Origin of the sequence: Roseibium album (assembly GCF_965233825.1) — a bacterium.
Classification (GTDB): Bacteria; Pseudomonadota; Alphaproteobacteria; order Rhizobiales; family Stappiaceae; genus Roseibium; species Roseibium album.
In genome coordinates this window covers 2,570,870-2,586,791 of sequence record NZ_OZ247583.1, presented here as the reverse complement: position 1 = coordinate 2,586,791, position 15,922 = coordinate 2,570,870, and the positions used below count along the sequence as shown (strand labels likewise).

13 protein-coding genes are annotated in these 15,922 nt (G+C 57.4%); 3 read left to right on the top strand and 10 right to left on the bottom strand.

Going from position 1 to position 15,922, the window contains the following annotated elements:
* Positions 1 to 66: 66 nt before the first annotated feature.
* A complete protein-coding gene (locus ACO6TI_RS11980) occupies positions 67 to 942 on the bottom strand; it encodes a LysR substrate-binding domain-containing protein (protein WP_029062154.1) in 876 nt (291 codons plus the stop codon).
* 266 nt (positions 943 to 1,208) lie between these two features.
* On the opposite strand from ACO6TI_RS11980, the gene ACO6TI_RS11975 reads away from it, so the two are divergent.
* On the top strand, positions 1,209 to 1,529 hold the full coding sequence (locus ACO6TI_RS11975; protein WP_055111025.1) for a DUF1127 domain-containing protein: 321 nt from the start codon (positions 1,209 to 1,211) through the stop codon (positions 1,527 to 1,529).
* 96 nt (positions 1,530 to 1,625) lie between these two features.
* On the opposite strand, the gene ACO6TI_RS11970 is transcribed toward ACO6TI_RS11975, so the two are convergent.
* The 4 genes from ACO6TI_RS11970 to ACO6TI_RS11955 all read right to left on the bottom strand — a co-directional run bounded on the left by ACO6TI_RS11970 (position 1,626) and on the right by ACO6TI_RS11955 (position 6,597).
* Positions 1,626 to 2,393, bottom strand: coding sequence for a hypothetical protein (locus ACO6TI_RS11970; RefSeq protein WP_104702415.1), 768 nt, complete (start codon positions 2,391 to 2,393; stop codon positions 1,626 to 1,628).
* A 140-nt stretch (positions 2,394 to 2,533) separates the two neighbouring features.
* The gene (locus ACO6TI_RS11965; protein ID WP_422384991.1) at positions 2,534 to 3,907 is read right to left on the bottom strand and encodes a glutamate--cysteine ligase; all 1,374 of its coding nucleotides are present in this window, start codon (positions 3,905 to 3,907) and stop codon (positions 2,534 to 2,536) included.
* A 160-nt stretch (positions 3,908 to 4,067) separates the two neighbouring features.
* The gene (locus ACO6TI_RS11960) at positions 4,068 to 5,834 is read right to left on the bottom strand and encodes an adenylate/guanylate cyclase domain-containing protein (protein ID WP_422384990.1); all 1,767 of its coding nucleotides are present in this window, start codon (positions 5,832 to 5,834) and stop codon (positions 4,068 to 4,070) included.
* A 4-nt stretch (positions 5,835 to 5,838) separates the two neighbouring features.
* Positions 5,839 to 6,597, bottom strand: a complete 759-nt coding sequence (locus tag ACO6TI_RS11955; RefSeq protein WP_055111019.1) for a 16S rRNA (uracil(1498)-N(3))-methyltransferase — start codon at positions 6,595 to 6,597, stop codon at positions 5,839 to 5,841.
* 214 nt (positions 6,598 to 6,811) lie between these two features.
* Between ACO6TI_RS11955 and xseA the strand changes: the two genes are divergently transcribed.
* Both xseA and ACO6TI_RS11945 read left to right on the top strand, forming a co-directional pair.
* Positions 6,812 to 8,380, top strand: coding sequence for an exodeoxyribonuclease VII large subunit (gene xseA / locus ACO6TI_RS11950; RefSeq protein ID WP_422384989.1), 1,569 nt, complete (start codon positions 6,812 to 6,814; stop codon positions 8,378 to 8,380).
* A 170-nt stretch (positions 8,381 to 8,550) separates the two neighbouring features.
* Positions 8,551 to 9,144, top strand: coding sequence for a DUF805 domain-containing protein (locus ACO6TI_RS11945; RefSeq protein WP_104702257.1), 594 nt, complete (start codon positions 8,551 to 8,553; stop codon positions 9,142 to 9,144).
* A 116-nt stretch (positions 9,145 to 9,260) separates the two neighbouring features.
* Here ACO6TI_RS11945 and ACO6TI_RS11940 read toward each other — a convergent pair whose 3' ends face one another.
* The 5 genes from ACO6TI_RS11940 to ACO6TI_RS11920 form a co-directional block, all read right to left on the bottom strand.
* On the bottom strand, positions 9,261 to 10,631 hold the full coding sequence (locus ACO6TI_RS11940) for a TRAP transporter large permease (protein ID WP_055111014.1): 1,371 nt from the start codon (positions 10,629 to 10,631) through the stop codon (positions 9,261 to 9,263).
* Entirely contained in the window at positions 10,628 to 11,272 is a 645-nt protein-coding gene (locus ACO6TI_RS11935) for a TRAP transporter small permease subunit (protein ID WP_055111012.1), read from the bottom strand. The genes ACO6TI_RS11940 and ACO6TI_RS11935 overlap by 4 nt, the downstream gene beginning before the upstream one ends.
* Before the next feature lie 80 nt (positions 11,273 to 11,352).
* Positions 11,353 to 12,369, bottom strand: a complete 1,017-nt coding sequence (locus tag ACO6TI_RS11930) for a C4-dicarboxylate TRAP transporter substrate-binding protein (RefSeq protein ID WP_108874711.1) — start codon at positions 12,367 to 12,369, stop codon at positions 11,353 to 11,355.
* 224 nt (positions 12,370 to 12,593) lie between these two features.
* Positions 12,594 to 13,991, bottom strand: coding sequence for a sigma-54-dependent transcriptional regulator (locus ACO6TI_RS11925; RefSeq protein ID WP_104702259.1), 1,398 nt, complete (start codon positions 13,989 to 13,991; stop codon positions 12,594 to 12,596).
* Complete coding sequence (locus tag ACO6TI_RS11920) at positions 13,988 to 15,775, bottom strand: sensor histidine kinase (protein ID WP_104702260.1); 1,788 nt, start codon at positions 15,773 to 15,775, stop codon at positions 13,988 to 13,990. Before ACO6TI_RS11920 ends, ACO6TI_RS11925 begins: the two co-directional genes overlap by 4 nt.
* Positions 15,776 to 15,922: the final 147 nt, after the last annotated feature.

The window sequence follows — 15,922 nt, the reverse complement described above, 5'->3', positions numbered from 1 at the left end:
CCCAGCGAACAACTTGTCCTCGGCACAAGTTATTGCAAACAAAACAAAACTTACTGAAACCGCTTTCTACTCCGCCGCCTGGGGAACGGAGAGATTGTCCAGCGAAGAAACGATATGTTCGACCAGAGCGTCCGTTACCCGCGAACTGTTGTGCCAGGATCGCATGATGCCGATTTCGCAATCAGGAAGTTTCGGAAAGCCATCGGCTTCCGTCAGGACACGCATACCTGAACGCAAGGCCGATTCCGGCAGAACGGAAATTGCCAGTCCGGCAAGGACAGCTGCCCCCACCGCCGTGGAGTTCCAGCTTGAATAAAGCAGGCGGTGTTCGCGCATCTGGTCTCCAAGTGCATTGATCGCCGCCTTTCGCCAGTCGCATGTCGCTCGGCCCAGCGCCAAAGGTAAAGGAGACTCGTTTTCAACCGCATGGCGCGCCGAAACGACCCATAAAAGTGGTTCGCGGCGCACGAGATCCACGTGTTTGCGACCTTTCTTTTGAACATGCGTGATGATCGCGACGTCCAGTTCTCCTTCGGAGATCATGTCGGCAAGATTGGGGGTGGGCGCGCACACAACGCTTACTTCAGCCTTGGGATTCGACCTTGAAAACCTGGCAAGAATCTCGGGCAGAAAGCGGTCGGCGTAGTCATCCGGCGTTCCCAGACGGACAAGACCGGCAAGTTCGGTATCGTCAAAGGCGGCAAGTGTTTCATCGTTCAGCTGGACAAGCCTGCGGGCATAATGAAGCAGTCGCTCGCCATGCTCGGTCAACCGGGACTGACGCCCGACCCGCACGAAGAGCGGTTTGCCGATGCGTTCTTCCAACCGTCGCATCTGCATGGAAACCGCCGACTGTGTCTTGTTCACATTGTCGGCTGCCTTGGTGAAACTGCCGCTTTCCGCGATCGAGACAAAAGTTCGTAGCTGATCCAGGTCGAGCATTTCCACTCCAAACTATAAGAGATGATCATGTGTAACATGACACTCATTCGATCGGGAAATGTTTATTGACTGTTCGATCATCACGCGACCTGCCTGCCTGTCGAAAAACTTACATCACGCATACTGATCAATTCCATCAAAAACATTCGTTGGAATTATGTTTGAAGATAGCGCATCTTGAGGATGTTCCTCAGACAATGATCGCCACGACCGGCGCGGAACAAGTTGCCGAAACTTCGTTCGGCCGCTAACAGGAGACTTTTGCCATGACACATATCGCAAGCATCCCCTTCGTCGCTCTCTTCGGGCAGATGGCTGCCCGTGCATGGCGTGTGTTTACGAACCGCCGCCATGTGACCGAACTCAAGTATTGGTCCGACGAGCAGTTGAAGGACATCGGTTTGACGCGGAGCGACGTTCGACGAGCGTTGGCCCTCCCCTTCTACCGAGATCCGACATCTTCACTGAGCAATCTTCCGGAATTCGCTTTGCCGACGCATCTCAGCGCTGCCAACACCGCGAAGGAGAATCCGGCCCTTACGCTCATTGACGGATGCAAGCCGAAATCCGGGCAGATCGCTGCCTGATCCCAATCGAGTCCCCCCGATTGCAGCCCCCTGTCGGCAAACCTTGCTGACATTCACTGACCCGCCTTTTGGCGGGTCTTTTTTTGCCAGATCAGTTCATTTCTTGTCGTAGTCCCGCGCCGCTTTTTCAAAGAAACTGTCGAATGCCTTGAACTGGCTCGACTGAAAATCCCGGCCGGCTGCCAGCCAATTCGATACCATTTCATCTATCTCGGAGGATTCGGCGTCAAGATCTTCCTCGGGAGCCTCCGGCTCTTCCTCGGGTTCCGGTTCAGGTGCTGCGTCTTCTTCCGTATCCCGGGTTTCGGTCACAAGGCTGGCCGGCTGGAGAAACGACCCCCAGAATGCGTTCATTGCGTCCGCATAACCTTGCATGTAGTCGACCGGTGTCGGCTGAGGTTTGGGACGGCCACGGGCGAAGCCACGCAGATAGGCATCAAGGAGATTGCGCGCCTCCCCGTGCACAAAGGGGCGCGCCACCTGCCCCATGGCGAGCGTTGCCGCAACAGGCATCATTTCCTGAATGGCATCGCTCTGCAGACCGGTAAGACCGGATATCTGTCCGGCAAGCGCCTTTTGAACCGCTTCCGGACCAAAAAAGGGCGTTAGAGCGGTTTCAGATGCATTTTGAACAAAACCGGCAAAAGGAGACTTCGCCGCCTCATCGAATGAAGACGGCAGACCGGGAAAATCCGAAAATCCGGGCACCGTGCTGCCAAAATGCCGGAAGCCGTTGAGAGCCGCAGGCAAAAGCTGCTCCATCACGCGACTCAAGTCGTCGTTCGACCAGCCAAACCGCTCTCTGACATCCTCCGCCAACGAAAAAACGTCAAATGGAGGCGCACCCTTGTCGCTGCCCGTCATCGCTTTGCTCCGGTCAATTTCCAGCGAGGTCCTGAGGAACAAGACCAACCGGTACAAGAGTGACGCTTCAGGGGGCTCAGGTCAATTCGCACGCGAGACCAGGCCCTTTTGGTCACTGATCTTTTTTGCGATGGTTTCAATCAGTAAGCGTATTCGCGAAACACCTGCGTGATGTCACCGTTCCAGGAGCCGTTGTAGCGCTGCAGCAGAATGTCTGCCGGGCACATGCCCGCGGCAAGGCCTTCCTCGAGCGGCGCCAAGTGGACTCGTTCGTCCAGGTCGCCGTCGCTAAGCCGGTTGCGCCGCTTCAGTCCCTCTTGCGCCAGGGCCAGTACATCCTTGGCAACGTCGAGAACCGTTCCTTGCCGGAAAGGTGTCTGCAAGGCCGACCTCGGAACGCCGCTGCGCAATGCGGCGCGCTCTTCCGCGGTCCAGTCCTTGACCAGTTCCCAGGCCTGGTCGAGCACGCCGCTGTCGTAAAGCAGTCCGACCCAAAGGGCGGGAAGCGCGCAAATGCGGCGCCAGGGCCCACCATCGGCCCCACGCATCTCAATGAATTTCTTCAGCCGGACATCCGGGAAGAGTGTTGAAATGTGGTTGTTCCAATCGCCAAGACTTGGCGTGGCATCGGGAACCCGGCCTTCCAGCGCCCCCTTCATGAACTGGCGGAAGGTCGTATCCGTCACGTCGTAATAGGTCTCTCCGCGCTTGACGAAATACATAGGCACGTCGAGTGCCCAGTCCACATAGCGCTCAAAACCGAACCCTTGTTCGAATACAAAGGGAATGTCGCCTGTTCTGTCCACGTCGGTATCGGTCCAGATCTGCGCGCGGAAAGACTTGAACCCGTTCGGCTTGCCGTCGGTAAACGGAGAATTTGCAAACATGGCGGTCGCGATCGGCTGAAGCGCAAGGCCAATGCGCATTTTGCGGATCATGTCGGCCTCGGAGGAGAAATCGAGGTTCACCTGGATCGTCGACGTTCGATACATCATGTCGAGGCCGAGCGAACCGACCTTCGGCATGTAATTGGTCATGATGTCATAGCGGGACTTCGGCATGCGCGGAATTTCCGCACGCGTCCATGTCGGCGTCATGCCGATTCCCAGGAAGCCGACACCCATCGGCTCGGCGATCTGGCGGACATGGGCCAGATGCTGATTGGCTTCACGGCAAGTCTGGTGGAGATTTTCCAACGGGGCTCCGGAGAGTTCGAACTGTCCTCCCGGCTCAATGGAAATTGCACCCCCGCCCTCGTTGTCGGCGAGACCGATGATCTTGCCTGCGTCTTCGATGCGCTCCCAGCCAAGGAGACTTTCCATGCCTTCCAGAACCGCTTCGACTCCGTTGGAACCTTCATACGGAATGGGAGACAATTGCTTCAGACAGAAACCGAACTTCTCGTGCTCTGTGCCGATCCGGAAACGGTCTTCCGTCTTGCAGCCCTCTTCGAGAGTTGCGGCAAGGTCCGCAACAGTTTCAATCGGTGTGGTATCGACCGTATCGCGGGCCATGAAACCGTCCTAAGTGTCTGCGCGGCAAGTCACGAAACGCGTTGTGAGCACTCTCGTTTCCGCATTGATCCGGCACGTTTCATGTAAAACGCACTCGAGCTTGCGTGATTTAGGAGGCTTGAAACAAGAATGCAAGGAAGGAAACCGCAGATGCGTTCGTTCACGCAATTCTGAACACGGATAGCGGATCGTCCCGACCACGCAGTTGCACCGGGCCGAGACTGGTTGTGCTCGCACCTTCCGGCAGATGCGCCATGGTTTGCGCGCTTGCAAGCGCAATCACCTTTGCGTCGGGGTCGACCTGTTTTCCATATTCCTGCAGTCTCGCAGCGACATTCACGGCGTCGCCAATGACGGTGTAGTTCATGCGCGAGGAGGTTCCGATATCGCCGACAACCACCTTTCCGGTGTGCACACCTATCCGGACCCGCAAATCGATGTCCGGTGACTGATTGATCCGTTCAGCGAGAGACTTGACTGCCTTGATCGCCATGGCCGCGTGATCGGGCTGGTCGGACGGCGCGCCCCAGAACGCCATGACACCGTCCCCCAGAAACTTGTCAATCGTTCCCTGGCTTTCGGCGATCGCATCGGAAACAGTTTCGAAGTACCCGTTGAGGTAAGACGCGGTTTCCTCCGCAGACAGGTGAGAGGCCAGCCCGGTAAAACCCGCGAGGTCGGCAAAAACGATCGTCATCTCGCGCAATTCGATATTCCGCGCACTTGTCATGCCTTCTTCGATTAGGCGGGACACAAGCTGCCGGGGAACATACCTGGCAAAGGCGTTCAGCGCACCGACAGAACCGTTGAAGGCCTGGTTGACGTCGTCCAGCTCGGCCAGCCGTGACCGCGGCAGACGTTCAGCCGCCTCAAAATTCAGTTGCCGCAGCTCCGCGGCGGAATGAGCCAGCCGTCTCAGGGGTCTGCCCAACATGCGTCCGACCATGAAGGACAACAGCGCCCCGACGAACAACGCGACAATAGCGGCATAAAGGACAATACGGGTCTGATCGAGTGCAGCGCCGAACTGATCTGCCTGATAGAGCGTGCCGACAATCCAGCCCTCGGCTGGACCTTCATCCACTTTGGAGAAGATCGCCGTGAACATGCCTCTTTCACCGGGAAACACCCGGCCATCAACCTCCCCTCCCATATTGTGGGCCTGTTGCTGATCCTTCCAGATCAGGTGCAAAGGAGTGTTCTTGAGGTCCGCAAGATCCGGCAGGGGGCTTTGCGGTCTGGAAGCAAAATCGTTTTCCGGCACCCCCTCCACCACGATTGCCTTGTCCCGGCTTTCCAAAAGAAACACCTTCTGCCGGCCTTCCCAGGACATCTGGTCAGCAATCCCGGCAAACACGGGCTGAGGGTAAAGGGCGAAAAGCGACCGGGTGTCGCCAAGGCCGAGTTCCGCGACCAGAACCGCGGTCGAAAATCCTTCCTTGTACCGGAATGGCGCCCAGGCAACGATCGGTTTCTCATCGCCCGGTGTTTCACTCAGACCCGTTTGCCCGAGTTCCAGCATTGCGCCGTCGGGCAAGAGCCTGAGATAAGGTGCCAGATCTGCGTCCCCAAACTGCTCGCCGGATGCGGAAGCATGAACAGCAATCGACCTGAGGAACTGTTCCTGCTTCTGGAAAAATTGCTTCAGGGTCGCTTCATTGCCCTTCAGAACGGCCAATGCCTGCTCATCCAGCAATCGCCCGGCGATCCGCCTGTCGGCAGACGCCATATAGGAAATGATGATGCCGCAGATCACGACCAGCAGCAGTGAAAAAACCAACCCGAGCGCTATTCCCACGGGAAGCCGGAAGCGATTGCGGCCTGTCTCCATCACAGCATCGGAATCCGGTTGATTCACACCGGATTTTTCAAGCGCCTTGCCACGTCCGGATGAGGAATCTCCCGGTGGAAGGATTTCCTGCTGCAATGAGTTATCTCCAGTCGCCAACCGTTGCCTGTATGATGGTCAATGCGGCTACCGCCGCAGTATCGGCCCTCAATATACGGGGTCCGAGCGGAATTGCGGTAACGAAATCCAGACCACGCAGATGACTGCGCTCGTCGTCGGAAAACCCGCCTTCCGGCCCGACGATCACCGCAAGCGGTTGAGGACCGGCTTCCTTCATCTGTGCAAGGGTCAGCAATGGATTGTGCGTTCCTTCCGCTTCGTCGCAGAACAGCAGACGGCGGTCCGGATGCATTTGCGGCCACTCGGCCAGGACGTCTTTCAGAGACTGTGGACCAATGACTTCTGGAATTGAAAGAATGCCGCACTGTTCAGCGGCTTCGATGACATTGGCTTCCATGCGCTCGAGGTTGATGCGGCTGGACTGAGTGTGCTGGGTCATGACCGGCTGGAGACTGCCCACACCCATCTCCACCGCCTTTTGCACCATGTAGTCGAGCCTGGCATGTTTGAGCGGCGCGAAAAGATAGATCAGATCATTGTGCTCGGTCTGCTCCCGTGTGCGCTCCATCACCTGCAGTGCGCAATCACGGCGGCTGCCGCTGGAGATTTTTGCAAGCCATTCCCCGTGATTGCCATTGAAGACCAGCAGGTAGTCGCCGTCCTTCATCCGCAACACATTCATCAGATAATTGGCCTGGCTTCGGTCGGCCTCGATCCTGGCGCCTTCGGCAAGAACGTGCCGCAAAAACAATCGCTGCATCTTGTATTCGTATTTTCCCATGTGTCGAACGTAGGCGACCGATTGTGTATGTTTCAAGGCGTATAGTCGGGCCTTGCCTGAACTACACAACATTCGGCGACGAGCGGTGTCACAGCCTTCTCAAGTTGCGCGACAACACGTTCACTTTCCCGACGGCATGAGGATGACGTGACCCGGCATCTTGACCCGTCACCGGCAAGCAGCCACTTTTGGGGTAAGAAAAGGAATCACACGCGTGAGCGAAACCCCGTCCAACGTCGCCGAATTTTCCGTCTCCGAGATTTCGTTCTCCATCAAGCGCACGATGGAAGACACCTTCGGATATGTCCGGGTGCGCGGCGAACTGGGGCGCATCTCACGTCCGGGGTCGGGCCATATCTACCTGGACCTCAAAGACGACAGGGCGGTTCTGTCCGGCGTCATCTGGCGCGGTGTTGCCTCGAAGCTGAAGATCCAGCCGGAACAGGGGCTGGAGGTGATCGCCACGGGCAAGATCACGACATTCCCGGGTCAGTCCAAGTACCAGATGGTGATTGACGCACTTGAACCCGCTGGTGCCGGAGCGTTGATGGCACTTCTGGAAGAGCGCAAGAAAAAGCTCGCGGCAGAGGGCCTTTTCGCGGAGGAACGCAAGCAGATATTGCCACCCTTGCCAAAAGTGATCGGCGTGGTCACGTCACCGACCGGTGCCGTCATTCGGGACATTCTGCACCGGATCTCCGACAGGTTTCCGCTGCATGTGCTGGTCTGGCCGGTTCGCGTGCAGGGAGAAACATCGGGTGCGGAGGTTGCCAACGGTATTCGCGGTTTCAATGCGCTGGAAGCCGGCGGCGCCATACCGCGACCGGACCTGCTGATCGTTGCGCGTGGCGGCGGCAGTATCGAAGACCTCTGGGGCTTCAACGAGGAGACCGTGGTGCGGGCTGCTGCTGACAGCCAGATCCCCCTGATTTCCGCTGTCGGACACGAGACCGACTGGACGCTCATCGATCTGGCCGCCGACGTTCGCGCACCCACACCCACAGGGGCTGCGGAAATCGCTGTCCCGGTAAAGGCCGAGTTGATGGCGATGGTCGACGACCGTTCGCGGCGGCTCAACTCAGGTCTTGTCCGGTTCGTCACGGGCCGAAGAACGGAACTGAGGGCGGCGAGCGCCGCCCTGCCGGCCCCGCAAGACCTGCTGGCGTTGCCACGGCAAAAATTCGACACGCTTGCGAACGGTCTCGAGCGCGCGCTGATCGTCAGTACGAAAAGTCACAGATCCACATTGCAGAACCTGGAAGGGCGCCTCTCTCCCCTGCTGCTTTCGCGGCTCAGTTCCAAGGCGCGGCAGGATCTCAGCAATGCCAGCGACCGGCAGCAGCGCGCACTCACTGTTGCGGTTGCTCAAAAGCGGCAGGCATATACCGCTGTCGCTGCGCGTCTCACGCCTTCTCGCCTGTCCCAGCAGACGCTACTCGGCCAGGAGCGCGTCACCGGGCTTTCGGAACGGCTCGACAGGGCTTTTCTCGCACGCGTTACCCACGAGAAAAGCAGGCTCGACGGATTGCAGAAGTTGCTCAAGTCGCTGTCCTACAAAGATGTTCTTGCGCGCGGATATGCCGTTGTCCGCGATGAAGCCGGACAACCGGTCAGATCCGCAACCGCTATTGCCTCAGGTGCGGCAATTGCCATCGAGCTGGCCGATGGAACCGTGGATGCCGTGGCGATGAGTGATAGCGCCGCTGCCACCCCCCGCAAAGGCAAGACCAAAAAGTCCACTCCTTCAAAATCGAGGCCGGAAAATCAAGGAGATCTGTTCTAGCTTCCCGATCTCATTTTTGGAAAATCCTGCCACCCGACAGGAAGCAGACCGACCCCTTGTTTTCTTCAATCTGCTTAGGGTTAATTTAACCAGTTCCCTTACCGCTATCTTAAGTTGTCTCCCCTAGCGTAAGCCGAAATGATTGAGCTTGTAGACGGGGCAGTCAGAAAATGCAGCGCAAACAATTTGGCAAACGCGGTGTTCAGCAATCCGTACCGCAATTCGGCGACAGGAACACGAGCTACGCTTCCGCAGGCATGCCGGCCTATGCATCGGCTGGCGGTGGTGCAGCGACCTTCGAAGACGACGACAATTTTTCCATCGGAAAGATGCTGGGACTTGCGTTCGGCATGCTCTTCAGTTTCCGGGGCCGTCTTGGCAGAATGGAATACTGGGTAATCGGATCCATTCGGTTCGTCCTGTTCATTGCCGTGTTGATCGCGTTTGTCTTCGCAGTCGGGCCACACATGAGTGGCCTGTCGGAAGAACAAGCGAATATTGCGCTGATGAAATATGCATTCGGCACGGCCAAGGGCGGGGTCATGACGTTTCTGCTTCTGACCCTGACATTGTGCCAGTGGTCGCTGGAAGCCCGGCGTTGCCACGATCGGGACTCCTCTGCCCTTTATCTGCTCATCCTGTTCATACCGATCGTCGGCAGCTTGTATGCCATCTATCTCTTCATCGTGAATGGCTTCTTTCCCGGCACTCCTGGCCCCAACCGATTTGACACTGTTCGCAGCCAGGCACAGATTTTCGACTAAGCGCATACAAGCAAATATCGGGACAAAAGAACCGCCGCTGGAGCGCCAACTCCAGCGGCGGTATTTTTTTCGCAGGTGTCATCCAACACCTTACCGAGCGTGCTTGCGGCCCGGCATCATCCCATGAGGGACGGTAACAGCGTTATGATCGACGGAAAGGCGAGCAGCCCGGCAATCGTCAGGACATCAGCAACGAAAAACGGGATGCAGCCCCGAAAGACTTCCTGAACCGGAATATCGGGCCGCACGCCCGAGACGACGAAACAGTTCAGGCCTATGGGCGGGGTGATCAGACAGAGCTCCGCCATTTTCACCACCAGAATGCCGAACCAGATTGCACAAGCCTCCCCCGACATGCCAAATGCGCTGTCCGCTGCCGAAACACCTTCGCCGCCATTCAGCGCGATCACTGCCGGATAAACAACAGGAAGGGTCAGGATCAGCATGCCGATCGCATCCATGAACATTCCGAGCACGGCATAGGCCAGCAGGATGCAGATCATGACGATCCACGGGGAAAATTCCAGGCCGACGATAAATTCCCTGAAGGCGTCGGGTAATCCGGCAAATCCCAGGAAACGGACATAGACCAGCACACCCCAGATCAGGGTGAAGATCATCACGGTCAACCTGGCGGTTTCATGCAAGGCCTGTCCGAGCTGTTTTACCTTCATGCCCTTTGCAAAGGCGACGACCAGAACCACAAAGGCCCCCAGAGACCCTGCCTCGGTCGGAGTTGCCAGACCAAAGAAGAACGAACAGAAGATAATGGCAACCACGGCAACGATCGGCAGTGTTCCCGGTACGCTTTCCAGACGTTCCGCCCAGGTGAACCCCTTGACGGCCGGCGCGTCGCCGCGCCAGGCAGAGACCGCCACGATGATCCCGACATAGATCAGTGCTGAAAACACACCCGGCAGGAACCCGGCAATCAGCAACTTGCCCACCGATTGTTCGACCAAAATGGCGTAGATCACCAGAATGGCTGACGGCGGTATCAGTGAAGCCAGCGTGCCGCCGGCAGCCACGACGGCGGCAGACAGCCGTTTGGAATAGCCCGCCGCAAGCATCTCGGGAATGGCGACCCGGGCGAAGACCGCTGCCGTTGCTACCGACGCGCCGGAAACCGCCGCAAATCCGGCTGTGGAGAATACCGTGCCGACGGCCATGCCACCTGGAAGCCAGCCGAGCCACCTTTTGGCAGCCTCGAACAACTGCTTGGTGAAGCCTGCATAAAAAGCCAGAAATCCGATAAGGATAAATGTCGGCAAAACCGAAAGGGCATAAGTGACGGATTTTGAATGCGGGATTGTGCCAGCCATCTTCAGGGCGACGAAGAAGCCCCGCTCAAACCCCATCTTCATGGAGAAATGAACGATCAGCCCGACAAGACCCGTGAAGGCCGCGGCAAAAGCCACGCGGACACCGAAAACAACAAGGACCAGAAGCACTCCGGTCATCAGGATGCCAACTTCAAACGGGGTCATCTGGAAGCCTCCTCATCGGTTTCATCACCAAAGGCTTCTTCGATCTCGTGCTGCGCAACGTCCTCGACATTCTCGATCATCGGAACCTCGACCGGTTGTCTTGCCGGATTGGCGACCAGGCGGGCGTATCCGTAAATCTGTAGCAGGAGCCGCAGGAAAAGCAGGCCGAGCGCCACCGGGATCACCAGTTTCGACGGCCAGGTGGGGAGGCGAATGTCCATGGTGCTGTCGCCAATGGCCCACGACCGGTCAAAATGATACAGCGATCCCCAGATCAGCAGGGCGACAGTGAAGGCGATCAGCATGACGCCGAGCATTTCGCAAATGTAAAGTGTGCGGCCGCGCAACTGTCCGAGCACAATCTCCATCCGGATATGTCCTCCCACGCGCTGGCAATAAGCAACGCCTGCGAATGCAAAGATCGCCATCGCCTGCTCGGTGATATCGATGAACCCGGGTATCGGCGTGTTGAACAGCAGCCGTCCGAGTACCTGCGCAACGGCGAGCAGGATCAACGCCAGAATGGAAAACGCGGCGAATAGGTTAAATCCGTTTTCGATATGGGCGAGAAAGCCGCTGAAGTGGATGTAGGTGGTCGGGCGCTCCGGATCGGAACGTCCAGCGGGATCGATTGTCATCATGAGTGTCAGCCCCGAGGCAGAGCTTTCCGGCGCTCATTCCGCGCGCCGGAAAGCAACAAGGTCAAACCAGTAACGCGGGCTTATTCGGCAATGGTCTTCTTGACCATGTCGAGCAGTTCCTGCGCCGGAAGACCAGCGGCTGTCTGCTCTTCGATCCAGGCGTCATGGATCGGGCCGGCCTTTTCAGCAAAGGACGTCAGTTCCTCATCCGTGAATTCCACCTGGACAACACCACGGTTTTCCAGTTCCGGCCACCACTTGTCGTAGACCTTCGCATAGGTGGCGAGATAGTGGGCAAGCGCGGGATCGACGGAGTCGTCAAGTGCCGCCTTGAAGTCATCCGGCAACGCGTTGTAGGCGTCGACATTGACGACGATCGGGCAATGAACGGTGCCCGGGTTGAGGTTCTTTGTCCACCAGTCCGCAACTTCCACGACCTTGAAGGATAGGTGTGCGTGCGGTGCAAATCCGGCAGCCTGAACCGTTCCGGAATCAATTGCCTGATAGGTCTCGGAAGCCGTTACGGATGTCGGAACAGCACCGACTGCGTCCATCAGCTTGCCCAGTCCGCCAAGCGCGCGAACACGCATGCCGTCGAAATCGGAAATCGATTTAGGCACCTCTCCCTTGCCGGCAAAGTTATATTGCGGCATCGGCGACGGCATCAGCAGTTTCGCGTTCCAGCGGCCGAGGTCTTCCTGAACTGCCGGATGATCGTAGAGTGCCTTTGAAACCTTCACTTCGGTTTCGAGGTCATTCACGCCAAGAAACGGCAATTCCAGAACAGTAAGGGTCGGGTTCTTGTCCGCATGATAGGACGCACAGAACTGAGCCATTTCGAACGCACCGAAGGAAATTCCGTCGAGATTTTCCCGGGACTTCGAAAGCGCTCCACCATAGTGCAGCTTGATTTCGAACTTGCCGTCCGTCTTTGCCGCAACTTCCTCGGCGAGTTTTTCAACATGCTCGGTGAACGCCCGGCGCTTGCCCCAAAGGGACACATTCCATGTCACGTCGGCGGCGAAGGTTTCGGTGGCGAATACGACAGACAGTGCAACCGCCGATACAGCGGTCGCGGACTTCAGTGAAAAGAGCATGAAATCCTCCCAGATATTTTGCTCATTTCCTTGGCGACTCACCCCGCAGGCAATTCACCTGTGAGCCGTGCCAAGTCGACGGGATCTAAGCACAGGACGTGCCAATTGCGAACTGGCGACGTAACTGCCTGTGACAACAGGTCTTTCGTAAAGAACAAGCGATCCGTGAGCTTACAGGTTGGCAAGAATCCGCCTATCGGAAACATCAATCGGCGGATTTCCGCCTAAACCTCAACTGTATCTGCATTGCCAGGCTGCTCGCGGGTGAGGCCATGCCGTGCCATCTTTTCGTTCAAGGTCCTGCGCGGAAGATTGAGCTCCCGCATCACATCAGCGACGTGTCCCTTGTGCCGCCTGAGAGCGCTCTCGATAAGGCTGCGCTCATACGCGTCCATGAGGTCCCTGAGCCCGCTCGACGGTTTCAGCGTTGCGGCTCCCCTGTGCCCGGTCACCAGGACTTCCAGCGACTGCGGACTGACAGCAGCATTCAATACGAAACGTTCGGCAGCGTTCCGCAACTCGCGAACATTGCCCGGCCAGGCATAGGTTTGCAGGAATGCTTCATCACGCGCCGAGAGACCGGGGGTGGATACCGCATATTGTGCCGCCAGACGATTCAGGAACGTATCGAACAAAAGCAGACTATCCCGCCCCCGTTCGCGCAACGGCGGCAGGTGAAGTTCGATCGTGTTCAGCCGGAACAACAGGTCTTCGCGCAATCGGCCCGACCGAACCGCTTCCCGTGGATCCAGGTTGGAGGCACTGACCAGCCGAACGTTCACGTTGACCGGTTTGGTGCCGCCAATCCGGTCCACCTTGCCTTCCTGCAGTACCCGCAGGAGTTTCGGCTGAAGGGTGAGCGGCATTGAAACGATTTCATCCAGAAACAGCACGCCATTGTCGGCTGTTTCGATCCGGCCGATATGTCTGCGGTCCGCACCGGTAAATGCTCCGGCTTCGTGACCGAAAAGCTCCGCTTCCACCATTGACTCGGGCAAGGCAGCTGCATTGACAGCGACAAACGGTGCTTCGTTGCGCTGGCTGAATTCATGGAGCGCCTGAGCAATCACTTCCTTGCCGGTGCCGGTTTCGCCCGTGATCAGGACAGCCGCGTCCGTTCCGGCGAAATGCAGGATCTGCTGGCGAAGCGTCTCGATCTCCGGACTGTTTCCGATCAGCCGGCTCTCAAGACCGGCTCCGTCGGCAAGCTGTTTCTTCAGCGCACGATTTTCCGTAACAAGAGCACGCTTGTCGGACGCCCGGCGAACCACTTCGGCGATGTGGTCCGGATCGAACGGCTTTTCGATGAAATCATAGGCTCCGGCCCGCATGGCCTCGACTGCCATCGGAACGTCACCATGCCCGGTGATCAGGATAACCGGCAGATCGGCATCATGTGAACCGATCCTGCGCAACAGGGAAAGACCGTCTTCGCCTTCCAGCTTCACATCAGAAACGACACAGCCATCAAAACCGGCAGCCAGCCTCGACATGGCTTCATCGGCTGTGGCGACCTCGAGCGTTGCAAAACCGGCAAGCCGGATCCACTGTCTTAGCGCCGCCCTCATGGAGGGGTCGTCATCGACAATAAGAACTTTCTGGGTATCCGGCTGTCCGGTCATTCTGCGGCTTCGTTATCCATGTCCTGAGTCTGGCTTGACGGCCTCATTCCGCTTTCAATTGCAGGCAGCGTCAGCTCGAACACAGCTCCTTTAGGCGTTTCTGTCCTTACAGACAAGCTGCCTCCGAGGTCCTCGGCAAGGCGCATGGAGATTGCCAGGCCAAGACCCATCCCTCCAGAACTCGTCTTCGTGGAGAAAAACGGGTCGAAAATCCGTTCACGCAAGTCTTCCGGGATACCGGGTCCGTTGTCAGAGATCTCCAACCTGATTTCATTGTCAATCAGCTGCGCAATCAACCGAACTTGACCTTCTCCTTCCGCCGCAGCCGCGTCGGCGCCGTTGCGCAGGAGGTTCACCAGGATCTGCTCTACCCGCAAGGGGGCGGTTTCGGTTTCAAGCGCAGTGTCCGGCAGCTCCATTTTCAGGAAAACACCCGTTTCCTCAAAGCGTGGCCGGACAATCTTTTCCGCTGTCCGGATACTTTCCCTCAGGTCGATTTTCTCGATCCGGCTTTCTCCCGGACGAGCGAAGCGTTTCAGTTCCTGGGTGAGGTTTGCCATGCGCAGCTGGATACCATCGATTTCCTTGAGGTTCTCAACAGCGGTCCCGGTATCGCCCTTGTCCAGAAACTTGCGGGTTCCTGCAACGAACATCCGTAGCGCGGAAAGCGGCTGGCTCAGTTCGTGAACAACGGCTGCCGACATTTCGCCGACAGCAGCGAGGCGGTTGGATCGCGCCAGACCGCGCTGTGCTTCCAGCAATTCCCGTTCGATCCTGCGGCGCTCCTGGATCTCGCCCACGAGTCGCGTGTTGAGTTCCTTCAGGTCCGCCGATTCCTGGCGCAGCTGGACCGAGGTCTTGCGCAGCCGACGGCCACGCAGAACCAGCAGGATGACCACATAGACCAGGCAAAGCGTGATGGTAACCGCCCAGATCGGCAATACGCTTTTGCGCGTTTCTTCCACCGGCACAAGAAAATGCAAGGTCCAGCCAAGCAAACCGACCTCTGCAGATTTGTGCCTGAACATATTGCCGTCAATCGTAACCAGTTCACTTGAAATGACCGGCTGATCGCTGACCGGGAGAAGGCTTTGCGAGGCATATTGCCGTGTCGTATTGATCGTCTGGCGCACGCCGGGCGGCAATTCGGACAGCGTACGGTAGCGCCATTCCGGCCGGCTTGAGAGAAAAATCACGCCGTTTTCATCAGATGCAAAGACCGTTTCCCCGCCTTCGGCCCAAGCTGCCTCTAGAGGACGCATGTCCACTTTGACCACGGCCGCTCCGATCGGCTTGCCCGATACCGGCGTTGGTCGTGCCAGAAACAGACCGGGTTCACCCAGCGTTGCCCCGATCGCGAAAAACTGCCCCTCTTCTCCCTTGATCGCGGATTTGAAATATGGACGAAAGCCATAATTCTGGCCGACAAGCGACAGCTCATCCTGCCAGTTGCTTGCTGCGAGCGTCGTTCCGTCTTCATTCATGACATAGAGCAGGTCAGCACCGGAATTGTCGGCCATTTCCTGCAGAAACCGGTTTGCACTTTCAATTGGCCGCCCGGACTGAAGAGCGAATGTCGCCCTTGGATCGCGGGCAATCATGTAAGGAAGATAGCGATATTTCTGGTACTCTCCCAGGATCGTCTGGCGATAGAGCGTCAGACGTTCCGCGGCCTTGCGATCGACACTGTCCTCATCCAGATCCATAAAAAGCTGAATGAGGACAAAGGCGGCTGCAATGAGCAGAAGCGGCGGTATTGCCAGATATAACCAGCTTTTCGACATTCCCTGTTATTGCCCATTTTTTTGAGCTGCGCCAGAAAACTGAATTGAGAACAAATCGGTGTTGACGAAAAAAACTATTGATACGCGTCAAGGACTCTCGTCATGCGTGTTGGTTAGTGTTTTCATGTGGCTGGCTTGCAGTCGTGT

What these genes read in the sequence shown, in the direction of transcription:
- ACO6TI_RS11980 (WP_029062154.1), bottom strand. Translation starts at nt 942, where the DNA reads ATGCTCGACCTGGATCAGCTACGAACTTTTGTCTCGATCGCGGAAAGC.
- ACO6TI_RS11975 (WP_055111025.1), top strand. Translation starts at nt 1,209, where the DNA reads ATGACACATATCGCAAGCATCCCCTTCGTCGCTCTCTTCGGGCAGATG.
- ACO6TI_RS11970 (WP_104702415.1), bottom strand. Translation starts at nt 2,393, where the DNA reads ATGACGGGCAGCGACAAGGGTGCGCCTCCATTTGACGTTTTTTCGTTG.
- ACO6TI_RS11965 (WP_422384991.1), bottom strand. Translation starts at nt 3,907, where the DNA reads ATGGCCCGCGATACGGTCGATACCACACCGATTGAAACTGTTGCGGAC.
- ACO6TI_RS11955 (WP_055111019.1), bottom strand. Translation starts at nt 6,597, where the DNA reads ATGGGAAAATACGAATACAAGATGCAGCGATTGTTTTTGCGGCACGTT.
- ACO6TI_RS11945 (WP_104702257.1), top strand. Translation starts at nt 8,551, where the DNA reads ATGCAGCGCAAACAATTTGGCAAACGCGGTGTTCAGCAATCCGTACCG.
- ACO6TI_RS11940 (WP_055111014.1), bottom strand. Translation starts at nt 10,631, where the DNA reads ATGACCCCGTTTGAAGTTGGCATCCTGATGACCGGAGTGCTTCTGGTC.
- ACO6TI_RS11935 (WP_055111012.1), bottom strand. Translation starts at nt 11,272, where the DNA reads ATGATGACAATCGATCCCGCTGGACGTTCCGATCCGGAGCGCCCGACC.
- ACO6TI_RS11930 (WP_108874711.1), bottom strand. Translation starts at nt 12,369, where the DNA reads ATGCTCTTTTCACTGAAGTCCGCGACCGCTGTATCGGCGGTTGCACTG.
- ACO6TI_RS11925 (WP_104702259.1), bottom strand. Translation starts at nt 13,991, where the DNA reads ATGACCGGACAGCCGGATACCCAGAAAGTTCTTATTGTCGATGACGAC.
- ACO6TI_RS11920 (WP_104702260.1), bottom strand. Translation starts at nt 15,775, where the DNA reads ATGTCGAAAAGCTGGTTATATCTGGCAATACCGCCGCTTCTGCTCATT.